25 protein-coding genes, 1 tRNA gene and 1 rRNA gene are annotated in these 24069 nt (G+C 62.9%); 20 read left to right on the forward strand and 7 right to left on the reverse strand.

The window, feature by feature from the left end; translation table 11 throughout:
* Positions 1 to 4: 4 nt before the first annotated feature.
* From rrf to RhoBH5_RS00095, 19 genes are all read left to right on the forward strand, one after another.
* Positions 5 to 121, forward strand: a 5S ribosomal RNA gene (gene rrf / locus RhoBH5_RS00005).
* 61 nt (positions 122 to 182) lie between these two features.
* Complete coding sequence (locus tag RhoBH5_RS00010) at positions 183 to 1124, forward strand: hypothetical protein (protein ID WP_073513327.1); 942 nt, start codon at positions 183 to 185, stop codon at positions 1122 to 1124.
* Positions 1121 to 2104 (forward strand): HAD-IIA family hydrolase, encoded by a 984-nt coding sequence (locus tag RhoBH5_RS00015; RefSeq protein ID WP_007731903.1) that lies wholly within the window; start codon positions 1121 to 1123, stop codon positions 2102 to 2104. Before RhoBH5_RS00010 ends, RhoBH5_RS00015 begins: the two co-directional genes overlap by 4 nt.
* A gap of 76 nt (positions 2105 to 2180) precedes the next feature.
* Positions 2181 to 2423 (forward strand): hypothetical protein, encoded by a 243-nt coding sequence (locus RhoBH5_RS00020; protein WP_003946140.1) that lies wholly within the window; start codon positions 2181 to 2183, stop codon positions 2421 to 2423.
* A gap of 1 nt (position 2424) precedes the next feature.
* Positions 2425 to 3264 (forward strand): TlyA family RNA methyltransferase, encoded by an 840-nt coding sequence (locus RhoBH5_RS00025; protein WP_003946142.1) that lies wholly within the window; start codon positions 2425 to 2427, stop codon positions 3262 to 3264.
* The gene (locus RhoBH5_RS00030; protein WP_003946132.1) at positions 3261 to 4208 is read left to right on the forward strand and encodes an NAD kinase; all 948 of its coding nucleotides are present in this window, start codon (positions 3261 to 3263) and stop codon (positions 4206 to 4208) included. Before RhoBH5_RS00025 ends, RhoBH5_RS00030 begins: the two co-directional genes overlap by 4 nt.
* 2 nt (positions 4209 to 4210) lie before the next feature.
* Positions 4211 to 5989: a DNA repair protein RecN gene (gene recN, locus RhoBH5_RS00035; protein WP_003946143.1), complete on the forward strand. Its 1779-nt coding sequence runs from the start codon at positions 4211 to 4213 to the stop codon at positions 5987 to 5989.
* A gap of 86 nt (positions 5990 to 6075) precedes the next feature.
* Entirely contained in the window at positions 6076 to 7260 is a 1185-nt protein-coding gene (gene steA / locus RhoBH5_RS00040) for a putative cytokinetic ring protein SteA (RefSeq protein ID WP_007731902.1), read from the forward strand.
* Complete coding sequence (locus tag RhoBH5_RS00045; protein WP_007731900.1) at positions 7257 to 8210, forward strand: copper transporter; 954 nt, start codon at positions 7257 to 7259, stop codon at positions 8208 to 8210. Before steA ends, RhoBH5_RS00045 begins: the two co-directional genes overlap by 4 nt.
* Positions 8211 to 8366: 156 nt before the next feature.
* Positions 8367 to 10127: a CTP synthase gene (locus tag RhoBH5_RS00050; protein ID WP_003946139.1), complete on the forward strand. Its 1761-nt coding sequence runs from the start codon at positions 8367 to 8369 to the stop codon at positions 10125 to 10127.
* Between the two features lie 6 nt (positions 10128 to 10133).
* A complete protein-coding gene (locus tag RhoBH5_RS00055; protein WP_047270484.1) occupies positions 10134 to 10766 on the forward strand; it encodes an NUDIX domain-containing protein in 633 nt (210 codons plus the stop codon).
* 1 nt (position 10767) lies between these two features.
* Entirely contained in the window at positions 10768 to 11691 is a 924-nt protein-coding gene (gene xerD / locus RhoBH5_RS00060) for a site-specific tyrosine recombinase XerD (protein ID WP_270007833.1), read from the forward strand.
* Positions 11692 to 11834: 143 nt separating this feature from the next.
* Positions 11835 to 12848, forward strand: a complete 1014-nt coding sequence (locus RhoBH5_RS00065) for a ParA family protein (protein ID WP_235169492.1) — start codon at positions 11835 to 11837, stop codon at positions 12846 to 12848.
* A gap of 50 nt (positions 12849 to 12898) precedes the next feature.
* Positions 12899 to 13720 (forward strand): segregation and condensation protein A, encoded by an 822-nt coding sequence (locus RhoBH5_RS00070; RefSeq protein ID WP_046379919.1) that lies wholly within the window; start codon positions 12899 to 12901, stop codon positions 13718 to 13720.
* A 41-nt stretch (positions 13721 to 13761) separates the two neighbouring features.
* Positions 13762 to 14445 carry an SMC-Scp complex subunit ScpB gene (gene scpB / locus RhoBH5_RS00075; protein WP_270008051.1) on the forward strand — a complete coding sequence of 228 codons (684 nt, stop codon included), beginning with the start codon at positions 13762 to 13764 and terminating at the stop codon, positions 14443 to 14445.
* Positions 14446 to 14522: 77 nt separating this feature from the next.
* Positions 14523 to 15944 (forward strand): pseudouridine synthase, encoded by a 1422-nt coding sequence (locus RhoBH5_RS00080; protein ID WP_270007834.1) that lies wholly within the window; start codon positions 14523 to 14525, stop codon positions 15942 to 15944.
* Between the two features lie 11 nt (positions 15945 to 15955).
* Positions 15956 to 16636: a (d)CMP kinase gene (gene cmk / locus RhoBH5_RS00085; protein ID WP_170320421.1), complete on the forward strand. Its 681-nt coding sequence runs from the start codon at positions 15956 to 15958 to the stop codon at positions 16634 to 16636.
* Positions 16633 to 18060 carry a ribosome biogenesis GTPase Der gene (der, locus tag RhoBH5_RS00090; protein ID WP_003946199.1) on the forward strand — a complete coding sequence of 476 codons (1428 nt, stop codon included), beginning with the start codon at positions 16633 to 16635 and terminating at the stop codon, positions 18058 to 18060. Before cmk ends, der begins: the two co-directional genes overlap by 4 nt.
* Positions 18061 to 18162: 102 nt before the next feature.
* Positions 18163 to 18236: transfer RNA gene (locus RhoBH5_RS00095), tRNA-Pro, on the forward strand.
* 61 nt (positions 18237 to 18297) lie between these two features.
* Here the strand turns inward: RhoBH5_RS00095 and RhoBH5_RS00100 are convergent.
* Positions 18298 to 18663: a hypothetical protein gene (locus tag RhoBH5_RS00100; protein WP_054187366.1), complete on the reverse strand. Its 366-nt coding sequence runs from the start codon at positions 18661 to 18663 to the stop codon at positions 18298 to 18300.
* Positions 18664 to 18678: 15 nt separating this feature from the next.
* A complete protein-coding gene (locus RhoBH5_RS00105) occupies positions 18679 to 19104 on the reverse strand; it encodes a hypothetical protein (RefSeq protein ID WP_054187367.1) in 426 nt (141 codons plus the stop codon).
* Between the two features lie 467 nt (positions 19105 to 19571).
* Here RhoBH5_RS00105 and RhoBH5_RS00110 point away from each other — a divergent pair, with 467 nt between their 5' ends.
* Positions 19572 to 20027 carry a hypothetical protein gene (locus tag RhoBH5_RS00110; protein ID WP_021333520.1) on the forward strand — a complete coding sequence of 152 codons (456 nt, stop codon included), beginning with the start codon at positions 19572 to 19574 and terminating at the stop codon, positions 20025 to 20027.
* On the opposite strand, the gene RhoBH5_RS00115 is transcribed toward RhoBH5_RS00110, so the two are convergent.
* The 5 genes from RhoBH5_RS00115 to RhoBH5_RS00135 form a co-directional block, all read right to left on the reverse strand.
* Positions 20028 to 20369, reverse strand: coding sequence for a hypothetical protein (locus RhoBH5_RS00115; protein ID WP_054187368.1), 342 nt, complete (start codon positions 20367 to 20369; stop codon positions 20028 to 20030).
* Positions 20370 to 20404: 35 nt separating this feature from the next.
* A complete protein-coding gene (locus tag RhoBH5_RS00120) occupies positions 20405 to 21085 on the reverse strand; it encodes a hypothetical protein (RefSeq protein WP_054187369.1) in 681 nt (226 codons plus the stop codon).
* Positions 21086 to 21261: 176 nt separating this feature from the next.
* Positions 21262 to 22146, reverse strand: coding sequence for an SCO6745 family protein (locus RhoBH5_RS00125; protein ID WP_021333517.1), 885 nt, complete (start codon positions 22144 to 22146; stop codon positions 21262 to 21264).
* 65 nt (positions 22147 to 22211) lie between these two features.
* Positions 22212 to 23072, reverse strand: coding sequence for an ABC transporter permease (locus RhoBH5_RS00130; protein ID WP_020969703.1), 861 nt, complete (start codon positions 23070 to 23072; stop codon positions 22212 to 22214).
* The gene (locus RhoBH5_RS00135) at positions 23069 to 24031 is read right to left on the reverse strand and encodes an ABC transporter permease (protein WP_158171306.1); all 963 of its coding nucleotides are present in this window, start codon (positions 24029 to 24031) and stop codon (positions 23069 to 23071) included. The genes RhoBH5_RS00130 and RhoBH5_RS00135 overlap by 4 nt, the downstream gene beginning before the upstream one ends.
* Positions 24032 to 24069: the final 38 nt, after the last annotated feature.

Below are 24069 nucleotides of genomic sequence, written 5' to 3' on the forward strand. Positions count from 1 at the left end.
GAGTTACGGCGGTCATAGCGAAGGGGAAACGCCCGGTCCCATTCCGAACCCGGAAGCTAAGCCCTTCAGCGCCGATGGTACTGCACTCGACAGGGTGTGGGAGAGTAGGACACCGCCGAACACCCGTTAACCGAAAGGGGACCCAACATATTGGGTCCCCTTTCGTGCGTTGTATGAGAGGAATGACTGTGTCGGAGAATGGCGACGAGCGTCGGTCCTTCCGTGGGGGAGGAGCGCCTCGATCAGGTGGCCCCCGTCGTGACAACGACGGGCGTGGATCACGCGGCGCTGCAGGCGGAGACCGCCGCGGTGGTGCCGGAGACAACAACCGTGGCGGTGCTGGAAACAGTAACCGCGGCGGCGGATTCAACGGCGGACAGCGTCGCGGCGGCGAGGGTGGGTTCACCCCTCGTGGACGCGACGGCGACCGCAACCGTCAGCAAGCACGACCTGACGAACCGGATTTGCCCGACAACGTAGAGCCCACGGAGTTGGACCCGGCCGTTCGTCGGGATCTGCTCAGCCTCGACAAGGACAACGCCAACACAGTTGCGCGTCACCTCGTCATGGCGGGCAAGCTCGTCGACGAAGATCCGGAACTCGCACTGCTCCACGCTCGCGCTGCCCGTCAGCGCGCCGGCCGAATTGCGGTCGTTCGTGAAGCTGCCGGAATCACCGCGTACCACGCCGGTGAATGGGCTGAAGCTCTCTCCGAGCTTCGTGCTGCCCGTCGAATGGCTGGCGGACCGGGTCTGATCGCTGTCATGGCCGACTGCGAACGCGGTTTGGGTCGCCCCGAACGCGCGATCGAGCTCGGCCGTAGCGACGAGGCTGCCCTGCTTTCGGGCGACGAGGCGTCTGAGTTGAGGATCGTCGTCGCGGGCGCCCGCATGGATCTCGGTCAGTTCGATCAGGCAGTTGTCACACTGCAGACCAAGGATCTGGACGCAGCGCGTACCGGTGAAGCTGCGGCTCGGCTGTTCTACGCCTACGCCGATGCCCTCGTTGCAGCTGGTCGTGTCGAAGACGGACTGAAATGGTTCCTCAACGCTGCAGCTGCTGACCTCGAGGGTGACACGGATGCTGAAGAACGGGTGGCCGAGTTGACCGGAGAAGATCAGTGACCGTGCTTCGTACTCAGTACGACGTACTTTTGCTCGATCTCGATGGCACTCTGTACGCCGGAGCTCATGCGATTCCCGGCACCCAGGCCGCTCTCGGTCAGGGCACGCAGGCCTTGTACTACGTGACCAACAATGCGAGTCGCTCGCCTTCGGCAGTGTCGGCGCATCTGACCGAACTCGGATTCGATTCCGAAGACGATCGTGTCGTCACCAGTTCTCAGACGGCAGTGCGTCTGCTGTCGGAGCGTCTCGAACCCGGTGCCGCTGTGCTCGTCGTCGGTACCGACGCATTGGCCGACGAGGTGACGCGCGTCGGGTTGCTTCCGGTGCGCGAATTCGCGGATTCTCCGGTTGCTGTCGTTCAAGGACATTCGACGGAGACCAACTGGTCGATCCTTGCCGAGGCGTGCTTGGCGATCCGGGCCGGTGCGCTGTGGGTAGCGGCAAACCTGGACACAACACTGCCGTCGGAGCGGGGTTTGGTGCTGGGCAACGGCTCGATGGTGGCAGCTCTACGCGCTGCGACCAAGCAGGAACCGTTGGTGGCAGGTAAGCCTGCTGCACCGCTGATGGAGGACGCGCTCGCTCGCAGCGGGTGCTCGCGTCCACTGGTGGTCGGTGATCGTTTGGACACCGATATCGAAGGCGCACAAGCTGTTTCGATCGACTCGTTGTTGGTTCTCACCGGTGTGAGCACGCCGGGTGACGTACTGCGGGCTCCGGTTGAGCAGCGCCCCACCTACATTGCAGCAACTCTGGATTCGCTCAATCAGCCGGCCGTCGAATCGCTGGTCGGTGCGGACTCCAAGTGGTCTGTCTCCGTGAACGGGTCGGCGCTGGTTGTCGACGGCCCGGTTGTCGGGGACGAGATGTCGCTTCTACGCGCGGTTGCGCCTGTCGCATGGGCTAATCCGTCGTTCCGGACCCTGGAAGCGTCGGATGCCGGCGTGGCGGATCTGTTTGCATCCTGGCTCGTCTGATCTCTCGCAAATGTGTTCGACTCGCGGGGGTGCGGGTGTATGCGTAACCGAGAGTCATGCACTAACGTTGTGCCCGATGAGCACGCCGACACCGCACCCCGGAAACACGAGTAACGGATCTCCGTTGCCCGGGCCACGCCCTTCCGTCGATCCGGAACGCATACGTTCTGACGTCGACGGTTTGCTGGCGCGCCTCGGTGGCATCGAACAGGATCCGAACGATCAGCACGGAGCAGGTGTGATTCCGCAGAAGGCACATATTTTGGAACAGGCACACGAGGTGCTCGTCCAGGCACTCGCCTCTGTGGACAGGGCTTGACGTGGCACGTAGAGCACGGGTGGACGCCGAACTTGTCCGTCGCGGACTCGCACGGTCACGAGATCATGCGCAAGAACTGATTTCCGCCGGGCGAGTTCTCATCTCGGGAGCCGTTGCGACCAAGCCTGCGACGGCGATCGAAGCCGGAACGCCACTTCGGGTCGTCGAGGTGGAGCAGGAAGTTTCGTGGGCGTCGCGAGGTGCTCACAAACTGATCGGCGCACTCGACGCCTTCGGTGCCGAAGGATTGACGGTCGAAGGTCGCCGTTGCCTCGACGCCGGCGCATCCACCGGTGGGTTCACCGATGTTCTGCTGACGCGTGGTGCGAAGGAAGTTGTCGCAGTCGACGTCGGCTACGGACAACTGGTGTGGCGCCTGCAGTCCGATGACCGGGTGCACGTCATCGACCGAACCAATGTTCGTGCAATTGATGCAGAGACCATCGGCGGAACTGTCGATCTCGTTGTCGCGGACTTGTCGTTCATTTCTCTCAAACTTGTACTCGGGGCGTTTGTCGCCTGTACTGCTGACGGCGCGGACCTGGTTCCGATGGTCAAGCCTCAGTTCGAGGTGGGCAAGGACCGCGTCGGTGCCGGTGGCGTCGTACGAGATCCGGAATTGCGAATCTCGGCTGTGCTCGACGTGTCGGAGGCTGCTGCAAAGGTAGGTCTGCGGACGTTAGGTGTTGTGGCCAGCCCATTGCCCGGTCCGTCGGGAAATGTCGAGTATTTCCTGTGGCTTCGAAAGACAGGTTCGCCCGGTGATCACGAGCCGGACACCGAGGGAATTCCTTCGGTGGAGGACATGATTCGCAAGGCTGTAGAGGAAGGGCCCCAGTGAACGCGGTCACGAACGGCGAGTCGCGCGAGATCCTTCTTGTCGCACACCCTGGTCGACGTGACATCACGGAAACCGCCAAACGAGTCGGGAAGATTTTCGAACGGGCGGGAATCGGGCTGCGAGTCCTCGTCGACGAAGCAGACAGCTCGCGCATCGAAGCAATGACGGAACCCGCGGGCTTCTCTGCGCCGGGTCTCGACGTCACGGTTGTTCATCCCGGCCCTGATGCTGCCGTCGGATGCGAGTTAGTTCTGGTTCTCGGTGGTGACGGCACATTTCTGCGCGCCGCCGAACTCGCTCAAGAAGCGTCCATTCCGGTACTGGGCATCAACCTCGGACGGATCGGATTTCTGGCAGAGACCGAGGCCGAGCATCTCGACGAGGCGCTCGCACAGGTAGTTCGCAAGGAATATCGCGTCGAGTCCCGTATGACACTCGACGTTGTGATTCGGGTGGACGACGAGATCATCGATCGCGGGTGGGCGCTCAACGAGGCCAGTATCGAGAATCGTTCGCGTCTGGGAGTTCTCGAAGTTGTCCTCGAAGTCGACGGCCGACCGGTGTCTGCCTTCGGTTGCGACGGTGTTCTCGTGTCCACTCCTACAGGCTCGACCGCTTACGCATTTTCCGCAGGCGGCCCTGTCGTGTGGCCCGAACTCGAAGCTTTGCTCGTCGTACCCAGCAACGCGCATGCGCTGTTCGCGCGGCCGTTGGTCACCAGCCCGAATTCGATCATCGCGGTGGAGACCGTCGCCGGTAGCCACGACGGCCTGGTCTTCTGCGACGGGCGTCGTACGTTGGAACTGCCTGCCGGCGCTCGCGTCGAGATCGTTCGCGGCGCCACTCCCGTCAAGTGGGTCCGGTTGGACTCTGCGCCCTTCGCTGATCGGATGGTTCGCAAGTTCGAGCTTCCGGTTACCGGATGGCGAGGAAGGAAGCCTTAATCGTGCTCGCAGAGATCCGTATCGACAGTCTTGGTGTGATCTCCGAGGCCAGCGCCCAGTTCCACGAGGGCCTGACCGTCCTGACCGGTGAAACCGGCGCAGGTAAAACGATGGTCGTCACCAGCTTGCACCTCCTCAGCGGAGCGCGAGCCGATGCCGGTCGGGTGCGGTTGGGCGCGTCGCGAGCCGTCGTCGAAGGACGATTCATCGCCGACGACGTCTCACCGGCCACCGAGCGTGAGATCGTCCGAATCCTGGAATCGTCCGGCGCCGAGCGCGACGAGGACGGGACCATCATCGCCGTCCGGACAGTCGGCAGCGACGGCCGCTCACGGGCTCATCTCGGCGGACGAAGCGTGCCGGCGGGAGTTCTCTCCGAATTCACGGACCCACTTCTGACTGTCCACGGACAGAACGATCAGCTGCGATTGCTTCGTCCCGACCAGCAACGCAATGCGCTGGACCGCTTCGGGGACAAGGCAATCGGAACGCTGCTGACGAGGTACCGCAAACACCGTCGTGAATGGCTCGATGCTCGTTCGGAGTTGATCGAACGCACGTCGAAGGCTCGTGAACTGGCGCAAGAAGCAGATCAGTTGACCTTCGCGCTCAACGAAATCGACGGCGTGGCACCCGAGCCAGGCGAGGACACGGCGATAGTTGCCGAAGTTCGACGACTCAGTGAACTCGATTCGCTCCGCTCGGCTGCGGAAGAGGCGCACGCTGCGCTCGCCGGTAGTGACGACATGGCAAGCGGCGACGTCGGGGTCATGCCGGCGCTAGACCTGATGTCCGAAGCGCGGGCGCGTATCGAGTCGGTCACCGACGCAGATCTGGACGGCCTCGGTTCCCGGTTGGCCGACGCTATTGCCGTCGTCACCGATGTTGCCGGTGACCTGAACACCTATCTGTCCGGGCTGCCCGCAGACCCGGGTGCTCTGGACTCGCTGCTGTCGCGGCAATCGGAACTGAAGACTCTGACTCGCAAGTACGCCGCCGATGTCGACGGTGTTCTCGAATGGGCAGATACCGCTCGCGCTCGTCTGTCCAAACTCGACGTGTCCTCGGATGCGTTGTCGCTGTTGGCCAAGCAGGTCGAGGAGACGGCTGGCCTCACCGCGGAAGCCGCCACAAAGCTGAGCGCCGCGCGAGTCAAGGCAGCGGCAAAGCTCGCCAAAGCCGTCAGCGCGGAACTCGCCGGTCTGGCGATGGGACGTGCGGGTCTCGAGGTGACTGTGCGTTCGCAGCCTGCCGGCCCGCAGGACTCGGCGCCGCTCAGCGTCGGGGGAGTAGACCTTCATGCCGGGTCTGCCGGCGTCGACGAGGTGGAATTTCGTCTGTCTGCGCACAGCGGGGCACCGTCACTTCCGATCAGCAAGAGCGCTTCCGGTGGCGAGCTGTCACGCGTCATGCTGGCGCTCGAGGTTGTTCTCGCTGGTAGCGACACCGGCGCGACGATGGTTTTCGACGAAGTGGACGCGGGGGTCGGTGGTCGCGCTGCTGTCGAGATCGGCCGCCGATTGGCGAAACTTGCTCGTACGCATCAGGTTATCGTCGTCACCCACCTTCCGCAGGTTGCTGCGTTTGCCGACACCCACCTCGTGGTGGACAAGGTCGACGACAAAGGCGGAGTGGTGAGCAGTGGCGTGCGGACCTTGTCGGATTCGGATCGGGTGGTCGAATTGGCCCGTATGTTGGCAGGGCTGGACGACACCGAGACCGGTCGTGCGCACGCCGAAGAACTGCTCGAGATCGCGAATGCGGCCCGCGTCACAGATTGAAGGTTCTGTGGTGTTGGTGTGACTGATGTGGTAGTTGTCGGCGCGCCTCCACCGGTCAACGCGGTTTCAGGTTCATCATCGAAGCCATGAAGATGCCCGGATTGCTCTCACGTAACACCGAATCCTTGCCTGGGATCAGTGGCATCGCCAGGGCCGATCGGAACACGGCGAAGCTTCTACGCCGCGTCGGTCCTGGAGACATCGTGATCCTCGACGAAGTCGACATCGATCGCCGGACCGCCGATGCTCTGGTGAAAGCCGGAGTCATGGCCGTGGTCAACGCGTCGCCGTCGATTTCGGGGCGGTACCCCAACCTCGGACCGGAAGTGATCGTCGCCAACGACATCGTTCTGATCGATGCCGTCGACGGTGACGTCTTCAAGAACGTCAAGGACGGCAGCAAGATCCGCCTGCACGAGGGCGAGATCTTCAACGGCGAGAAGAGCCTCGTCAAGGGCGAAGAGCAGACCGAGGCCGAGATCTCCGATCGGATGATCGAGGCCAAGACCGGCCTGGTCGATCACCTGGAAGCGTTCTCGGGTAACACCATCGAGTTCATCCGCACCGAAAGTCCTTTGCTGATCGACGGAATCGGTGTTCCGGACATCGACATCGACTTGAAGGATCGCCACGTCGTGGTCGTCTCCGACGGACCCGAACACGAGGCCGATCTGAAGAACCTCAAGCCCTTCATCAAGGAGTATTCGCCGATCCTGATCGGTGTCGGCGCAGGTGCGGACGTGTTGAGCAAGGCCGGATACCGCCCCGATCTGATCGTGGGCGACCCGGAAGAGATCACCAGTTCCACCCTCAAGTCCGGCGCGGAAGTTGTTCTGCCCGCAGACCAGGACGGTCATGCGGCGGGGCTTTCCCGAATCCAGGATCTCGGCATCGGGGCGATGACGTTCCCGGCGACCTGCTCACCGACCGACCTTGCGTTGCTGCTCGCCGATCACCACGGCGCTTCACTGATCGTGACGGTCGGCAACGTGGTGTCCTTGGACGAGTTCTTCGACCGTGGGCGTCGTGAAAGCAATCCGTCGGCGTTCATGACACGGCTCAAGGTTGGGCCGAAACTGGTCGACGCCAAGGCTGTGGCAACGCTGTATCGAAGTCGAGTGTCCGGCGGCGCGATCGCGCTCCTGGTGCTCGCCGCCCTGGTGGCAGTGATCGTCGCCCTGGTCGTGTCCAATGCCGGTAGTGAAGTTCTCGACTGGGCAATCGCAACGTGGAACAGCTTCGCGCTGTGGGTTCAGGGGCTCTTCAAGTGATTTCGATGCGTCAACATGCAATTTCCATAGCGGCAATCTTCCTGGCACTCGCGATCGGCGTGGTGCTCGGTTCCGGAATGCTGTCCAGTGGATTGCTTTCGGGTCTGCGCGACGACAAGGCGGACCTGCAGAACGAGATCGAAGACCTCAATCAACAGTCCAATCAGCTTCAGCAGCAACTCAATTCCGCGGACGGCTTCGATGCCGCTGTCGGCGGTCGCGTCGTGCGTGACAGTCTCGCTGGTCGCACCGTCGTCGTCATCACGGCACCGGACGCCGATCCCGGTGATCTCGACGGTGTCAACCGACTCGTCACTGCCGCCGGCGGTGCCGTGACCGGACGCGTCTCGCTCACCGATTCGTTTGTCGACGCCACCGGTGGTGACCGCTTGCGGACCGTCGTCACCAATGTCATCCCTGCGGGGATCACCCTCAAGACCGGTGCGGTCGATCAGGGCAGTCTCGCGGGTGATCTGCTCGGTTCGGTTCTGCTTCTCAACGGGCAGAACAGCGAACCGCAGAGCACTCCGGACGAGATGAATCTCGCGCTCGACTCGCTGCGTAGCGCCGGTTTCATCAGCTACGACGACGGAGCGGTCAAGCCGGCTCAACTCGCCGTGGTTCTCACCGGCGACAACAAGAGTGAATCCGACGCAGCCACGGGTAACCGCGGCGCCGTCATCGCCCGGTTCGCCGGTGCTCTCGACGGACGCGGCGCAGGAACGATTCTCGCGGGCCGGCCTGGCTCGGCCGAGGGCAGTGGTCCGGTTGCCGTCGCTCGTGCGGACGCGGCGCTCTCAGCGGGCTTGACGACCATCGACAACATCGATCGGGAGTCGGGCAAGATCACCACGCCGTTGGCGCTGCAGGAACAGTTGAACGGCGGCGCCGGCCGCTACGGCACGGGACCGGGAGCGGCGGCGGTCACCGTCGGCGCACCCACCAACTGAACACCCCGGTATTGATACGCCGGTCACATCGGGGGCGGAAAGTCGGCGCGTTGTAGGCACCGACCCCCGATAGGTGTTACCGTGAAATCCCGTGGGTCGGCAGGCCCCAGCATGCTTCATCAGACCAAGCCCTGCACAGTCGTCACGGGAGCCCCTTTGCCACAGTCACGCACTAACACGCGTACCGCCACCAAGCACATCTTCGTCAGCGGAGGTGTAGCTTCCTCGCTCGGCAAAGGTTTGACCGCCTCGAGCCTGGGACAGTTGTTGACCGCGCGGGGAATGCGCGTGACCATGCAGAAGCTCGATCCCTATCTCAATGTGGATCCGGGCACCATGAACCCCTTCCAGCACGGCGAGGTCTTCGTTACCGAAGACGGTGCCGAGACCGACCTCGACGTCGGACACTACGAGCGGTTCCTCGACCGTGACCTCTCCGGCCAGGCGAACGTCACCACCGGCCAGGTTTACTCGACGGTCATCGCCAAGGAACGCCGCGGCGAGTACCTCGGCGACACCGTTCAGGTCATCCCGCACATCACCGACGAGATCAAGCGTCGCATCCTCGAGATGAGCGGCCCCGATCTGCAGGGACACCGCCCGGACGTCGTGATCACCGAAATCGGTGGCACCGTCGGCGACATCGAATCGCAGCCCTTCCTCGAAGCCGCTCGCCAGGTCCGCCACGACGTCGGCCGCGACAACGTCTTCTTCCTGCACGTCTCCCTCGTGCCGTACCTCGGCCCCTCCGGAGAACTCAAGACCAAGCCCACGCAGCACTCGGTTGCGTCGTTGCGCAGCATCGGCATTCAGCCCGACGCGCTGATCCTTCGTTGCGATCGTGACGTTCCGCAGGGCCTCAAGAACAAGATCGCGCTCATGTGCGACGTGGACGTCGACGCCTGCATCTCGACGCCCGACGCTCCCTCGATCTACGACATCCCGAAGGTTCTGCACCGTGAGGGCCTCGACGCTTACGTCGTTCGCCAGCTCGGTCTCCCGTTCCGCGACGTCGACTGGACCGTGTGGGGCAACCTCCTCGATCGTGTTCACCAGCCGCGTGAGACCGTGCGGGTCGCGTTGGTCGGCAAGTACGTCGACCTGCCCGACGCATACCTCTCCGTCACCGAGGCACTGCGCGCCGGTGGATTCGCGAACCGGTCCAAGGTCGAGATCTCCTGGGTCCCGTCGGACGCCTGTGAGACCGAAGCCGGAGCGCAGGCCGCTCTCGGTGACGTCGACGGTGTTCTGATCCCCGGCGGCTTCGGCATCCGCGGCATCGAAGGCAAGCTCGGCGCGATCCGTTTCGCACGTTCGCGCAAGCTGCCGCTGCTGGGTCTGTGCCTGGGTCTGCAGTGCGTCGTCATCGAAGCTGCTCGTAGCGTCGGCCTCGACGATGCCAACTCGGCCGAGTTCGAGCCGGACACCAAGCACCCGGTCATCTCCACGATGGCTGATCAGGAAGACGTCATCGCCGGTGACGCCGACCTCGGTGGCACCATGCGTCTGGGTGCTTACCCGGCCGTGCTGACCAAGGGTTCCGTCGTCGCTCAGGCCTACGGAACCGAGGACGTCTCCGAGCGTCACCGTCACCGCTACGAGGTCAACAACACCTACCGCGATCGGATTGCCAAGTCCGGCTTGCAGTTCAGTGGAACCTCGCCGGACGGCCACCTGGTCGAGTTCGTCGAGTACCCGCGTGAGCAGCATCCGTTCTTCGTTGCCACCCAGGCACACCCGGAGCTCAAGAGCCGTCCGACGCGCCCGCACCCGCTGTTCGCGGCCTTCGTCGAAGCAGCGTTGACGTACAAGCTCGAAGAGCGCCTGCCCGTCGACGTCCACGGTGACGAGAAGATCGACACCGCTGCCACCGAGACAGCGCTCGACGCTGCAGTCGAGAACGTGGAAAAGGTCTAGCCACAGATGAGCGATCCCGGTCGGCACGAATTCGACACCCTCGGCTCCAAGACGGTCTACACCGGCGCGATCATCGCGTTGCGCGTCGACACCGTTGCGATGCCTGGTGGTCAGCGTGCCGATCGGGAAGTCGTCGAGCATCACGGCGCCGTTGCCGTCGTGGCACTGGACGAGCACGACAACCTGGTGCTGATTCACCAGTACCGTCACCCGCTCGGGCACCGGTTGTGGGAAATCCCTGCCGGTCTGCTCGACGCTCCGGGGGAGAGCCCGGTCGAGGCGGCAGCGCGCGAGCTGGGCGAAGAAACCGGACTCGGCGCCGATCGATGGTCGGTGCTGGTCGATGTCGCTCTCTCACCCGGGTTCACGGACGAGGCGGTTCGCGTCTTCCTCGCCGAGGGGCTGCACGAGGTGGAGCGCGACGATCCCGAACACGAAGAAGCCGATCTCGAGATTTCGCGGGTTCCGCTCGCCGACGCCGTCGACATGGCGCTACGCGGCGACATCGTCAATGCCACAGCGGTATCGGGCATTCTCGCGATCGCCACCGCACGCGCGACGGGAAAGCCGCTGCGCCCCGCCGACGCACCGTGGCCCGATCGTCCTCGCGCATTCGGAGAACGCAAGTCGCGAGCCTGAAGTGCTTGCCCGACAGGTGGACTCGTATCTCGACCATCTAGCGGTCGAGCGAGGATCTGCGCGCAATACGCTACTTTCCTATCGCCGCGACCTGAATCGGTACGCGGAGTACCTGCACGGACGCGGCATCGACGACGTCGCGGGCGTGACGGAGAACGACGTCACCGAATTCGTGACACATCTGCGCCTGGGTGACAAAGATGCCGGCGTCGTACCATTGGCGGCCAGTTCGGCAGCACGCACCCTGATCGCGGTCCGCGGATTCCACAAGTTCTCCGCCGCCGAGGGCCTGGTCGGTGTCGACGTGGCCCGAACGGTCAAGCCGCCGACGCCTGGACGCAAGCTGCCCAAGGCCCTGCCTCTCGACGACGTGATCGCCCTGCTCGACGCTTCGGGTGGCGGTGCTGCCGGTGACGGGCCCCGCGACCTGCGGGATCGCGCTCTGCTCGAGCTCCTGTACTCGACCGGAGCGCGAATCACCGAGGCGATCGATCTGGACGTCGACGACATCGACACCGTAACCCGTTCCGTGCTGCTCAAGGGCAAGGGCGGCAAGCAGCGGATCGTCCCCGTCGGCAGGCCGGCGATCGCCGCCGTCGACGCGTATCTCGTCCGCGGGCGCCCCAGCCTGGCGACGCGCGGTGTTCCTGCCCTCTTTCTCAACGCGCGCGGTGGACGCCTCTCGCGTCAAAGCGCGTGGCAGATACTTCAGGATGCGGCGGCGTCGGCCGGGATCAAGGCGGACGTCTCACCCCACACGCTCAGGCACTCGTTTGCCACACACCTGCTCGACGGCGGCGCGGACGTACGCGTCGTGCAGGAACTTCTCGGTCACGCTTCGGTAACCACGACGCAGATCTACACGCTGGTCACCGTCACCGCGCTGCGCGAAGTGTGGGCTCAGGCACACCCGCGTGCCCGTTAGGGGTTGGTTGGCTCATGCGTGTCTGCGAGACCATTCGGTGATGTAAGCGGTAGCGTTCAAGGAGCGCGAGCGGCCTCCACCGCAGTTTCGGGGGTTTGCCGGCGCCGAGAGCAACCGCCGAAAGAGTAGGGGAGCATCGGACCGTGTCGACATCGCAGCCACCAGCGGCGGAGTCCGCGCCGCCGCATGTCAATGCCCAACTCTTCGAGCGCGTGAACGAATCAGCACCAGCTGTACCCTCCGAACCAGAGGCGATGTTCGAAATAGATACGACGCCAGTAGCCTCTCCACCTGCGGAAACCCTCACCGTTTCCGCGGAAGAACTCGGCCCGACAGGTCGACCGGTCCGCGACGTACCCCAACCGACACCGTTGGCGCACCACGGACCCGCGATGATCATCGCGATGTGCAACCAGAAGGGCGGCGTCGGCAAGACGACGTCGACCATCAACCTGGGTGCGTCGTTGGCCGAATACGGTCGCCGAGTGCTCCTGGTGGATCTCGATCCCCAAGGCGCGTTGTCTGCTGGACTGGGCGTCCAGCATCACGACCTGGAACTGACCGTCCATAACCTTCTGGTCGAACCGCGTGTGTCCATCGACGATGTGTTGATGCGAACTCGGGTCGACGGCCTCGACCTGCTGCCCAGCAACATCGACCTTTCGGCCGCCGAGATCCAATTGGTCACCGAGGTCGGACGTGAGCAGACCTTGGGACGCGTGTTGCACCCTGTTCTCGATCGGTACGACTACGTGCTCATCGACTGCCAGCCGTCGCTTGGCCTGCTCACGGTGAATGCACTGGCCTGCGCCGATTCGGTCATCATTCCGATGGAATGCGAGTACTTCAGCCTGCGCGGCCTGGCACTCCTCAACGACACCGTCGAAAAGGTGCACGATCGTCTCAATCCCAAGCTCGAGTTGGCCGGTATCGTCGTCACGATGTTCGACGCCCGGACTCTGCACGCTCGTGAGGTGATGGCGCGAGTCGTCGAGGTGTTCGGCGACGTCGTCTACGACACGGTGATCAACCGCACCGTCCGATTCCCCGAAACCAGCGTCGCCGGTGAGCCGATCACGACGTGGGCGCCGAAATCGGCTGGGGCCGAGGCATATCGAGCATTGGCCCGCGAGGTCATTCACCGGTCTGGTCGTTAGTGGAACTGATTGCATCGCAAGAAGATTCGGTCGAAGTCGAGCCGGATTCGATCGACCCGAACGTGCCGACCGACGCTCAGACCGCAGCCAAGGCTGCCGGTTTCCGAGTCACTCTCCGGAACTTCGAAGGCCCGTTCGATCTGCTGTTGAACCTGATCAATCAACGACAGCTCGATGTCACCGAAGTCGCCCTGCACACCGTCACTGACGATTTCATCGCATACACCAAGGAACTTGGCAGTGCGATGGGCCTCGATCAGACAACAGAGTTTCTGGTCGTCGCAGCCACTCTTCTGGACCTGAAAGCGGCAAGGCTGTTGCCCGCCGGGCAGGTCGAGGACGCGGAGGATCTGGCGCTTCTCGAAGCCCGCGACCTTCTCTTCGCGCGACTGCTGCAGTACCGGGCGTACAAACAAGTTGCGGCGCTGTTCGGTGAGTTGGAGGAAGCAGCGCTGCGGCGCTATCCGCGCTCGGTTGCCGTCGAGGATCAGTTCACCGAACTCCTGCCCGAGGTGTTGTTGGGCGTCGATCCTCAGCGTTTTGCGGAGATCGCGGCGACGGTGTTCACACCGCGTCCGGTGCCGACGGTGGGCCTCGATCACCTCCATGTGTCCAATATCTCGATACCCGAGCAGGCTGAGCGAATTCTCGAGTTGCTGCGCGAGCGAGGCATAGGGGAGTGGACACCCTTCGGGGACCTCGTTGCCGAGTGTGAGATCACCGTCGAGATAGTCGCAAGATTTCTCGCGTTGCTCGAGCTGTATCGCCGGCAGGTCATCGTGTTCGAGCAACCCGAAGCCCTCGGGCCGCTGATGGTGAGTTGGACCGGAGACGACCCGGCCGCGCCGGTCACAGAGGAGGACTACGGATGAACGCCGAGCCGACGGAATCGGAATCTTCGCAGCTAGACGAGATGATCGAGCCTACCGAACACGCCTCGGAGTCCGAAGATTCCGCCCCCGATTTCGAACTCGACGACGACAAACTCGACGCCGTGCTGGAGTCGCTTCTGCTTGTCGTGGACTCACCGGCCGAAGTGAACCAGCTCGCATCTGTCACCGGAACCGCACCGGAACGAGTCGAAGAACGCCTGACGTCGATGTCGGCCGCATTGACCGCTCGCGGCAGCGGGATGGACCTGCGTTACGCGGGCGACGGGTGGCGTCTGTATACGCGACAAGAGTTTGCCCCGTACGTGGAAAAGCTGCTATTGGACGGCGCACGCACCAAATTGACCAGGGCGGCATTGGAAACTTTGGCCGTAGTCGCATACCGTCAACCGTTGACTCGTGCGCGGATCAGTGCGGTACGAGGCGTCAACGTGGACGGGGTGGTACGCACCCTCCTTGCCCGCGGACTGATCGCGGAAGCCGGGCCTGACCCGGACACCAACGCGACACGGTACTCCACGACCGAACTGTTCCTCGAACGGCTCGGCCTGGCCTCGCTGAGCGAGCTCCCGGAGTTGGCCCCGCTCTTGCCTGATGTCGATCTCATCGACGACATCAGCGAAAGCCTGGAATCCGATCCGCGATTTGCGAGAATGAACAAGGCAGACGTGCCCGCTGACGTAGTGGACACCGAAGTCGACGACTGACCGGAATCCCGGCGCTCGTCAGCACCGAGAAAGACCCGACCACGCTCGGGAAACAGTAGAAAACTGACAGGAAAAAAGTGAACAATCCCGCTCGCCGAGATGGCACACCGGACCGTAACAACTCCCGCGACAGCCGCGGCGCACGCAGCGATGCCCCCCGTGGTGGTCGCAGCGACGCCCCCCGCGGCGCACGTAGCGAAGCGCCCCGTGGTGGACGCAGCAACACTTCCCGCAGTACCTCTGGATACGACCGCAACGCCGGATCCGACCGTCCCCGCACGGACGACCGTCGCGGTGGATTCAATGATGACCGTCGCCCGCCGCGCAGTGATGACCGTCGCCCGCCGCGCAGCGATGACCGTCGCCCCGCACGTACCGACGACCGTCGTGGTGGCTACAACGACGACCGTCGCGGACCGCGCACTGACGACCGCCGCGGACCCCGCAGCGATGACCGCCGTACCCCCCACGTCGACGCCCGTCGCGCACCGCGTGGCGGCGCTGACCGTCGTAGTGACGATCAGCGCGGCGCACACCCCGACGCTCCTCGCGGCGGCGCATGGTCGAACGCACCTCGTGGGTCCAAGTTCGACGGACCTCCGCGCAAGCGCCCGGCAGCCCCGACACCGCCGGCGACCAACAAGCGTGGCAAGCCGAAGACCGAGAAGCCGCAGCGCGTCGTCTCTCAGAACCCGTTGGTCTCCAACGCCAAGCCGGCGCGTCATCAGCATGCCGAGATCACCAAGCACGACGGCCCGCCGAAGGGCGACGGTGTCCGCTTGCAGAAGGTGCTGGCTCAGGCCGGCGTCGCATCACGCCGCGCTGCTGAAGAACTGATCGATCAGGGTCGCGTCGAGGTCGACGGCCGCATCGTGGTCGAACAGGGTCTGCGTGTCGACCCCGAGAACGCAGTGGTTCGTGTCGACGGCGTCCGCGTCGTCGTGCAGAAGGACCTCGTCTACCTCGCGATGAACAAGCCGCGTGGCTGGCAGTGCACCATGTCCGACGATCTCGGTCGTCCGTGCGTCGGTGACATCGTCTCCGAGCGCGTTCAGTCGGGTCAGCGGCTCTTCCACGTCGGCCGTCTCGACGCCGACACCGAAGGCTTGCTCCTCTTCACCAACGACGGTGACTTGGCTCACCGCCTGATGCACCCGTCGTTCGAGGTTCCGAAGACGTACCTCGCCACGGTTCACGGAGTTGTCGAGCGCAGCACCGGCAAGCAGTTGCGTGACGGCGTCACCCTCGACGACGGTCCGGCCAAGGTGGACGCGTTCACCGTGCTCGAGATCAACGAGGGCAAGACGCTCGTCAAGCTGGTTCTGCACGAGGGCCGTAAGCACATCGTGCGTCGCCTCCTCGATGCCGTCGGTCACCCCGTTGTCCGCCTGGTACGCACCAACGTCGGAGTTGTCGCTCTCGGCGATCAGCGTCCGGGAACGCAGCGCGTCCTCGGACGTAGCGAGGTCGGTGGACTGTACGAGGCGGTCGGCCTGTGACCGATTCGTCCATGCCGCTGGTAGTCGCTATGGACGGACCGTCCGGAACCGGCAAGTCCAGCGTCTCTCGCGCGTTGGCGCAGCGTTTGGGCGCTCGCTACCTCGACACCGGAGCCATCTACCGGATCGCGACCCTGCACGTGCTGCGTCAGGGAATCGATCTGGCGGATTCCGCCGCGATCACGGCCGCCGTTGCGGCGTTGCCATGGTCCATCGGTACCGATCCGAGCAGCGAGCAGGTGCATCTCGACGGCGCGGACGTTAGCGAGGAGATCCGCGGCGACGCGGTAACCAAGGCTGTCTCCGCGGTGTCGGCTGTACCCGAGGTTCGTGACCTGCTGGTCGCCACTCAGCGTGAGTTGGCGGCCGGTGCGGAGCGGATCGTCGTGGAAGGTCGCGACATCGGAACCGTCGTACTCCCCGATGCAGACGTCAAGATCTTCTTGACCGCATCGGCGGAAACCCGTGCGGCACGGCGCAATACGCAGAACATCGGCCAAGGCCGTGAAGACAATTACGAAGCGGTGCTGGCTGATGTGCAGCGCCGTGACCATCTCGATTCGACTCGGGCAGTGTCGCCGTTGCGCCCTGCCGACGACTCCATTCTGGTGGATACGAGCGAATTGGGAATTGAAGATGTGATCGCCAAGTTGCTGTTGGTGGTCAGCGACAGAACTGGAGCAGTGCAGTGAGCGACGATCTGGTAACCGAATATGCCGGTGACGGAACTTGGTCCGAGGAATCGGAGTGGGATTACGCCGATCTCGAAGCGGACGGCGAAGGCGAAGCGCACATTGCCGTCCCGACCTTGGCTGTTGTCGGTCGACCGAACGTCGGCAAGTCGACGCTCGTCAACCGCATCATCGGCCGTCGTGAAGCGGTAGTCGAAGACATCCCCGGCGTTACCCGTGACCGCGTCTCGTACGAGGCGAACTGGGCCGGACGACGCTTCCTAGTCCAGGACACCGGCGGATGGGAGCCCGACGCAAAGGGTCTTCAGCAGGCGGTCGCACGTCAGGCGGAGTTGGCCATGGGAACGGCTGACGCCATTCTCCTGGTCGTCGACGCTGTTGTCGGCGCTACGGCGACGGACGAAGCGGTCGCTCGCGTGCTTCGCCGCTCGAAGACTCCGGTCATCCTCGTTGCCAACAAGGTGGACGACGGACGCACCGAGTCCGAGGTTGCAGCACTGTGGTCCTTGGGCCTCGGTCAGCCGTACTCCGTGAGTGCGACGCACGGACGCGGTACCGGCGACCTGCTCGACGAGGTTCTCGAGAAGCTGCCGGAAACCCCGCGTGAAGGTATCCCCGGCGGCGGTCCGCGTCGTGTTGCTCTCGTCGGAAAGCCGAACGTCGGAAAGTCCAGCTTGCTCAACAAGCTGTCCGGTGACGAGCGGTCCGTCGTGCACAATGTTGCCGGCACCACCGTCGACCCGGTCGACTCCATCGTCGAACTCGGCGGGCGCCCTTGGCGTTTCGTCGACACGGCTGGTCTGCGCAAGCGCGTCAGCCATGCTAGCGGCGCGGAGTTCTATGCGTCGCTGCGTACGAAGAGCGCGATCGAGGCCGCTGAGGTTGCGATCCTGCTGATCGACGCGCACGAGCCGATCACCGAGCAGGACCTGCGTGTTCTGAGCATGGTGGCCGACACGGGTCGTGCATTGGTGATCGCATTCAACAAGTGGGACCTCGTGGACGAGGACCGTCGACTCATGCTGGACAAGGAAGTGGACCGCGATCTGGTCCGCGTTCCGTGGGCTCAGCGAGTCAACATCTCCGCCCACACCGGTCGCGCCGTGGCGAAGCTCGTGCCGGCTCTCGACACGGCTCTGGAGTCCTGGGACAAGCGCATCCCCACAGGTCGCCTGAACACCTGGCTCAAGGAAGTTGTGGCAGCAACGCCGCCTCCGATGCGTGGTGGTCGCCTTCCGCGCATCATGTTCGCGACGCAGGCAAGCACGCGCCCGCCGACATTCGTTCTCTTCACCACGGGCTTCCTCGAGGCCGGCTACCGCCGCTTCATCGAGCGGCGTCTGCGTGAAGAGTTCAACTTCGACGGCAGTCCGATCCGCGTATCCGTCCGAGTGCGCGAGAAGCGTGACCGTAAGGGCCGCTGATTCTGCGTCCAATTCGGTACTGAAACGGCTCTGACCAGCCGATTGGTACTTCGGCCCGTCCCTGATGTAATCTTTCCAAGCGCCCGAAACAAGGGCGTGGGACGGGCTGTGGCGCAGCTTGGTAGCGCACTTGACTGGGGGTCAAGTGGTCGCAGGTTCAAATCCTGTCAGCCCGACCGAAGTTAGATCAAAAAGGCAGTTTCTCAGAAATGAGAAACTGCCTTTTTGTTTGTGCCTTCAAAGGTTCGGCAACGGATCATGCGGGAAGTCCTGGGGTGACGTGATCTCCGCGTCGGCAGCGTTCACGACTGCAACATATTCTTCGTCGATCTCGTACGTTATGCCCGCCGCAGTGAAGTGCGGCGTGGACGCAGTATCGACCGGGCCGAGGACGGTCATTCTCGGAAACTGGGTGAGGATCGACCTCGGTACTTTTCTGGACCGAAAGCTCGTCGAGAAGACGGTGATCGCCTTTCGGCTCACCACGACAAACACACTCGGTTTCGCGCTCATCAGAACGTCTGCTGGAAACGCGTAGTGGATCTCGTCGTCTGGATGCAAGTGGGAGCGAAGGCGCGCACGGACACTCGCGGAAACCGGCATGCGCGGAAGGCTAGCTCAGGTTCGCTGACTGAGGCGAATATTGTGAACGGCAACGGTTACTCCGAAGAGCGCGATCAGAATGGCGGTAAAGATTGCTGCCAACCACCACGGCGCCGAACCTGCTGCATTCAGCCAGATGGTCAGTGCACCGAAAATTGTAGTCGGAATGCCGACAGCACGAGACAGGTCGACGTTCCTCGGATTGACCGGCGGTGTTCTCCACCAATGAAGGCGATGTCCTCGATTCTCACGCAGCATTCGCAGGATGGACCAGACAGTAAGCGGCAGACCAATCGCGAGGATGACCATCCCGCCAATGATCGCCAAAGTGCACCCGTCTCGGAAGTACGTCACGGCAGCGCCCACAACACCTGCAAAACCGATGGCCGTGAATACTTTCCACGCCGGGGTTATGGACTGGCCATGCGGTTGTGTTGCCATGCAAGCACCCTTCCACAAAACATAATCGAAAACTTCAACCCTGTTGCGGCCGTCGATTGTGCATCAGGGTGACAATCAAACTCGGTAGGCCGTTAACTACTCCGAGTACAGCGACTGCGATACCCGCACTCAAGAGAGGTGCTGTCTCCCAATAGTTGTCGACGATGGCAGATGCTCCGATCAAGCTCGATACCCAGCCCGTGAGTTGAGCACGTCGGACATGTTGTGCCGCTCGCGAGGAGGTCGGTCCTACCGAGAGAGGTAATCTCCGCCCGTAGTCGCCGTGAGTTGCGAGGCGAGCGCCATAGATATGGGCACCAGTGGCAAGCGCCAGTGCTCCCCATGCGATCAACATAGTTTGATCCATTCTTTGATTAGCGTTGACGGTATCGACCTTCCACGCAGTTCGAGTCGTAATTGCTTTCTTCTCCGGAGCGCAATTTCGCCTACTGGCATGATCTCTTCGTATGATTGGGATTCGGATCGCGTGGGTTGTATTGGCGGTCGCCACCGGGATTCTGGGATCCGCGACGGCACAGTGGCCGCTGTACGAGATCACCGATTGCGAAATAGGCCTCGGCCCGCTCAGTTCTGCCGATTGTTACCGCTCGATTCACGACTATTTCGGGCGGGAGCTCTTCTTGGTGCTGGCGTTGCCGGTGGCTCTGTGCGTTATTCCAGCCGTGATCCCACGACCATTAGTTTCCTGGATCGTCTCGGCGACAATGCTTTGCGCTGCAGTACTGGGTTTCTTTACCGCTTTCAGCTCTGGTATGCCTTCTCTGCTGTCGATGGTGGGGAGCCTCCCTGCTGCAGTGCTGGCATTGGTACTTGCTGCGGTGCATCAGGGGATCGCATTGCGCAACAAGGGCGCCATTGCGCGTGCGCGCAGTGGGGTTCGCGATACGCAGCCGAGTGAGTGATCAGTCGGGGCTGAAGAACAGTTCCATCGAGATCCAGAACCACGCCACCATTGCTGCCACAGAAAGGAACGCGAGCACCAATGGCAACGCGAATTGCCTGCCGGTGCGGCTGGGAATAGTCATAAGTCCGAGAATGACGAACACGGCGGCAGGCGCCGCCCAACTTATCCAGTAGGTGAGCGGTGGCGGGTTGGGGCCGAACGACGTGAACGAACGGTTCGGATAAAGCTGCGGCTGCGGGACATCTGCGAAATGTTGCCACAGGAGTACCAACGGCAGATAGCCGAACAGCCCGAGCAGAAGGCCGACGACGAGTCCCACGAAGATTCGCTCGCCCCGCATCTCGATGCGCCCGTCGGAATCAATCGTTCCACCGCCTATGCCACTTCTGGAAAGTCACGAGCCTGCATCCGTAGTGCCCACGCCCGGGCCGCAACGAACGTCACGGCCAATACGAGCACCACCAGCAGTACGACCGCGATCCAGGTGGGAGCGGCGGTGGAAAAGCCCAGCTTCCACGCAGTACCGACACCCGCAGCAGTCGCCGCCAACGCCCCTACCGGAAGCATCGCCGCGACCGCTCGCGTCGTGCGAACAGTAAGTCGATCCCCGGCAGCGCGAAGAACTCCGAACACGGCGGCGACCGAAAGGCCATAGGCCAGAAGACCGCTGACGGCGTAGACCAGGAGCGGGGACCATCCCATATCAACCGACCCGGTGAATGCCATGCCGATCAAGACCAACAGGGGCGTCAGCCCAAGCGTGACGCCTGCGATGCCTGCCACCACAGTTCGAACCAGTCGATTGTCTTGGCTTCCGGAGATTCGCACGCCCGCGAGGCGGAGCACGAACCCGGTCAGCGCGCCCAGAAGGGCGCCGATCACCGCAGCCTCGATGGGCCAGGTCCATTGCGATTCACCCGCGAAGCCCGAGATTGTGGTGCCACCCGAAAAGAGGGTGATCGTGGCGGACGCCTGTGCCGATCCCTGTGTCAGCGCCGCCGTGACGATGGCAACGGTCGCACCGAACAAAGAAAACCCGAGTGCCTGTTTCCGCATCTAGCCATCTTGACCCATCCCGCGGGAGAATTCGGCACAACGGCAGTCTCATCCGGATGCCTTCTCACTGTGCAGATTGGGGGCGCAGCCGACTTCGGCGATAATTGTGTGAAGGGGCTGGTGGTGACACCCTCGTCGTATCACCACCAGCCACGTTCGACACTCACGACCTGCTGTCACGCACGCAATCGGCGACGTGCTGCCAGTGCTGCCGGAAATCCGAGATCTGCATCGATCACTTCACCGGAGAGACGTTCCGAGATTTCGATCAGTCGACTGCATCCGGTCTCTCCGATCGCCTCGTACGGGTACGACCCCAGCACATCGGTCTGATGCTCAACCCGCTTCCGGCGATCGCGACCCACCTCGTTCAGGTGAAGCTCGGGGCCGCCTTCGAGCCATCCACGCGCCCGCACACTTTCGACGCCTTCCGCCCACTGATCGTTGTCCCATGCCCGGCTCATTTGCAGAGCAGCAGCAGGAACATCACCGGTTGCGGCGTGGACTACCAACGCTTCGACACCGTTGAGTCCCTCGGCGTGAAGAAGTGCGACATGAGAATCTCCGCGAAACTCCCGGAGCAAGGATTGGGCATGCCACAACACGAGATGAGGCTCCTCAGGCCACGGCAATGATGCGTGCCCACCGAACAGGGGTCGCCCTTGTGGTCTGTTGCAGGCGCGTTCCGCGGCTCGACGTGCGAGTTCGGCAGCTTCGCGAACTTCGGTGCCGTCGACATGTTCTCCCCAGGCCTTGCGCAGCGAACGGTCGACAGCATCGAGTCGAGCAGTGAGGATCTGTTCGGGGGTGGCGATTGTCCAGGCTTCCGGCAGCACCGCGTGTACAAGTTCGGGGTTGAAGTTGAAGAACGTAGCGATGGTGACTTCAGCCGCTACTGCGCCCATGGGCGCAGACCGCGAAGCGAAGTAGCCCATTCGAGGGTGTGTAAAGCCCAGTGCGGCATATGCTTCCGCGCCGAAAGGGGTGAAGTAGATCATGCCGTGTATCGGTTCGGCTCCACGGAAGACGCGGCGCGCGGTTTCTGGTGCGATCGAGGTCATCGATAGTCCTTCATGCTGGTGGTGTGGTCTTCGAACAGTCGAGTCGGATGGTTGTTCTACGCCGGCTATCTCCCTCTCACATACATGCGGTCCCGGACGGCATCACCCACTCGGTAGACGGCCAGGACGACCAATGAAATCAGAATGCCGGAGGGGAGAATCTGTTGTGGTGCACTCAAGATGTGCAGGTACGCATCGGATAAGTCACCGCCCCAACTCGGAGTGGGGGGCTGTATTCCCAACCCCAGGAATGAGAGTGCCGCCTGCGCGAGAAAAGTCAGGCCGGTGAGCACGGTCACCTGAACGACAACCGGCCCGATTGCGTGCGGAAGAAGATGACGCAGGAGCACTACGTGCGGCGGGCATCCTGAGAGTCGCGCGCTCAGAACGAAGTCTCGGTTCCTCGTTTCGCTGACCCCGGCAGCCAGAATTCTTGCAATTGTGGGTGCATAGACGACTCCGAGCGCTGACATCGACGTGATCAGGCTCGGCCCCAGAACACCGGTAATAGCCACTGCGAGAACCAAACCTGGGAATGCCAGCAATGCGTCCGCCACCCGGAGGAGTGACGCGCCGATCCAGCGTGGCCAATATCCGGCGATCAACCCCCACGGAATTCCCAACAGCAGACTGACGGCGACAGCGATCGCGACGCCGAAGAAGGCGGAGCGTCCTCCCCAGATCAATCGACTGAGCACGTCACGACCGAAGCCGTCAGTGCCAAGCAGGTGCTGTGCACTCGGACCGGCGAACGTGTTGGTCAGGTTCTGATCGGTCGGACTGTGCGGAGCCACGAACGAGGCCAAGACGGACGCCGCTATCAGCGTGCCGAGAAAGCAGTAGCTGAGCCATAATCCGGGGTGCAGTCGAGGGAGAGCCCACTTGGAGCGGGTCTCGCCTGCGGTGGTCAGCGCGAGTTGGCTCACGAGATCGTTCCCTTCCTCAATTGTGGGCTGATCATGTTGTTGACGACGTCGACCAGGATGTTCACGAGAAGCACGATCACGACGAACAGCAACACAATGCCTTGAAGCATCGGATAATCTCGCGTGTCGATCGCAATGACGAGAGCGCTCCCGAGGCCCGGCAGCACGAAGATCTGCTCGAGAATGACCGTCGCACCCAGCATCGCCACGGCGAGCAATCCATAGACAGTGACAATCGTGGGAACGATGTTTCGTAGCGCGTAGCGCCACACGATCTTCCGCTCGTCGATACCCATCGCACGCGCAGTTCGTACGTAGTCACTTGACAGTGTCTCGATCATCGCAGCCCTGGTCTGCCGAACCGCAATCGATGCTGCGCCGGCAGCGAGCGCCGTTGCTGGTAGGACCAAATGGCTCAGGTTGTCGATCACACTGTTCTCGAGAGGAACCCAGCCGAGCACCGGTAGAACTCCCAAACCGAGGGCGAAGACATCGACCAGCACGATAGCGAGGAAGAAGTCCGGTACCGCGAGTCCGATCCCCGAAACCGTGCGGGTCAGACCATCGCTGCGTCGTCCCTGCCGCGTCGCGGTCCACACACCGAGCGGTATAGCGACGACGGCGGACAGTAACAGTGCGAGTACAACGAGCTCGGCGCTCGCCGGCAGGCGCGCAAGGATCTGTGGGCCGACGGGGGCGCTGTTCTGTAGCGACGTTCCCAGATCTCCGTGCAGAGCCGACACCACCCAGTTCCAGTACTGGACCAGCAGAGGTTGATTCAATCCGAGGCGCTCGTTGAGTGCGGCGATCGATTCATCGCTGCCGTTCGGACCGAGAAGGGCCTCGGCTGGTCCACCGGGGATTATCCGGATAAGGGCAAAGGTTATGAAACTAGCGATGATCGCGGTAGGAATTATCTGTGCGAACCGGACGCCGATCATCCGTATGTAAGGATTCACCGGCGATCGGTGAGGGTTTCGGGTCGGAACGCTCTCAG

Source organism: Rhodococcus sp. BH5 (genome assembly GCF_027583855.1).
Lineage (GTDB): Bacteria > Actinomycetota > Actinomycetes > Mycobacteriales > Mycobacteriaceae > Rhodococcus_F > Rhodococcus_F qingshengii.

Coding starts and splice junctions, on each gene's coding strand:
- RhoBH5_RS00010 (WP_073513327.1), top strand. CDS start 183: ATGACTGTGTCGGAGAATGGCGACGAGCGTCGGTCCTTCCGTGGGGGA.
- RhoBH5_RS00020 (WP_003946140.1), top strand. CDS start 2,181: ATGAGCACGCCGACACCGCACCCCGGAAACACGAGTAACGGATCTCCG.
- steA (WP_007731902.1), top strand. CDS start 6,076: ATGAAGATGCCCGGATTGCTCTCACGTAACACCGAATCCTTGCCTGGG.
- RhoBH5_RS00055 (WP_047270484.1), top strand. CDS start 10,134: ATGAGCGATCCCGGTCGGCACGAATTCGACACCCTCGGCTCCAAGACG.
- scpB (WP_270008051.1), top strand. CDS start 13,762: ATGATCGAGCCTACCGAACACGCCTCGGAGTCCGAAGATTCCGCCCCC.
- cmk (WP_170320421.1), top strand. CDS start 15,956: ATGCCGCTGGTAGTCGCTATGGACGGACCGTCCGGAACCGGCAAGTCC.
- RhoBH5_RS00100 (WP_054187366.1), bottom strand. CDS start 18,663: ATGCCGGTTTCCGCGAGTGTCCGTGCGCGCCTTCGCTCCCACTTGCAT.
- RhoBH5_RS00105 (WP_054187367.1), bottom strand. CDS start 19,104: ATGGCAACACAACCGCATGGCCAGTCCATAACCCCGGCGTGGAAAGTA.
- RhoBH5_RS00110 (WP_021333520.1), top strand. CDS start 19,572: ATGATTGGGATTCGGATCGCGTGGGTTGTATTGGCGGTCGCCACCGGG.
- RhoBH5_RS00115 (WP_054187368.1), bottom strand. CDS start 20,369: ATGCGGGGCGAGCGAATCTTCGTGGGACTCGTCGTCGGCCTTCTGCTC.
- RhoBH5_RS00120 (WP_054187369.1), bottom strand. CDS start 21,085: ATGCGGAAACAGGCACTCGGGTTTTCTTTGTTCGGTGCGACCGTTGCC.
- RhoBH5_RS00125 (WP_021333517.1), bottom strand. CDS start 22,146: ATGACCTCGATCGCACCAGAAACCGCGCGCCGCGTCTTCCGTGGAGCC.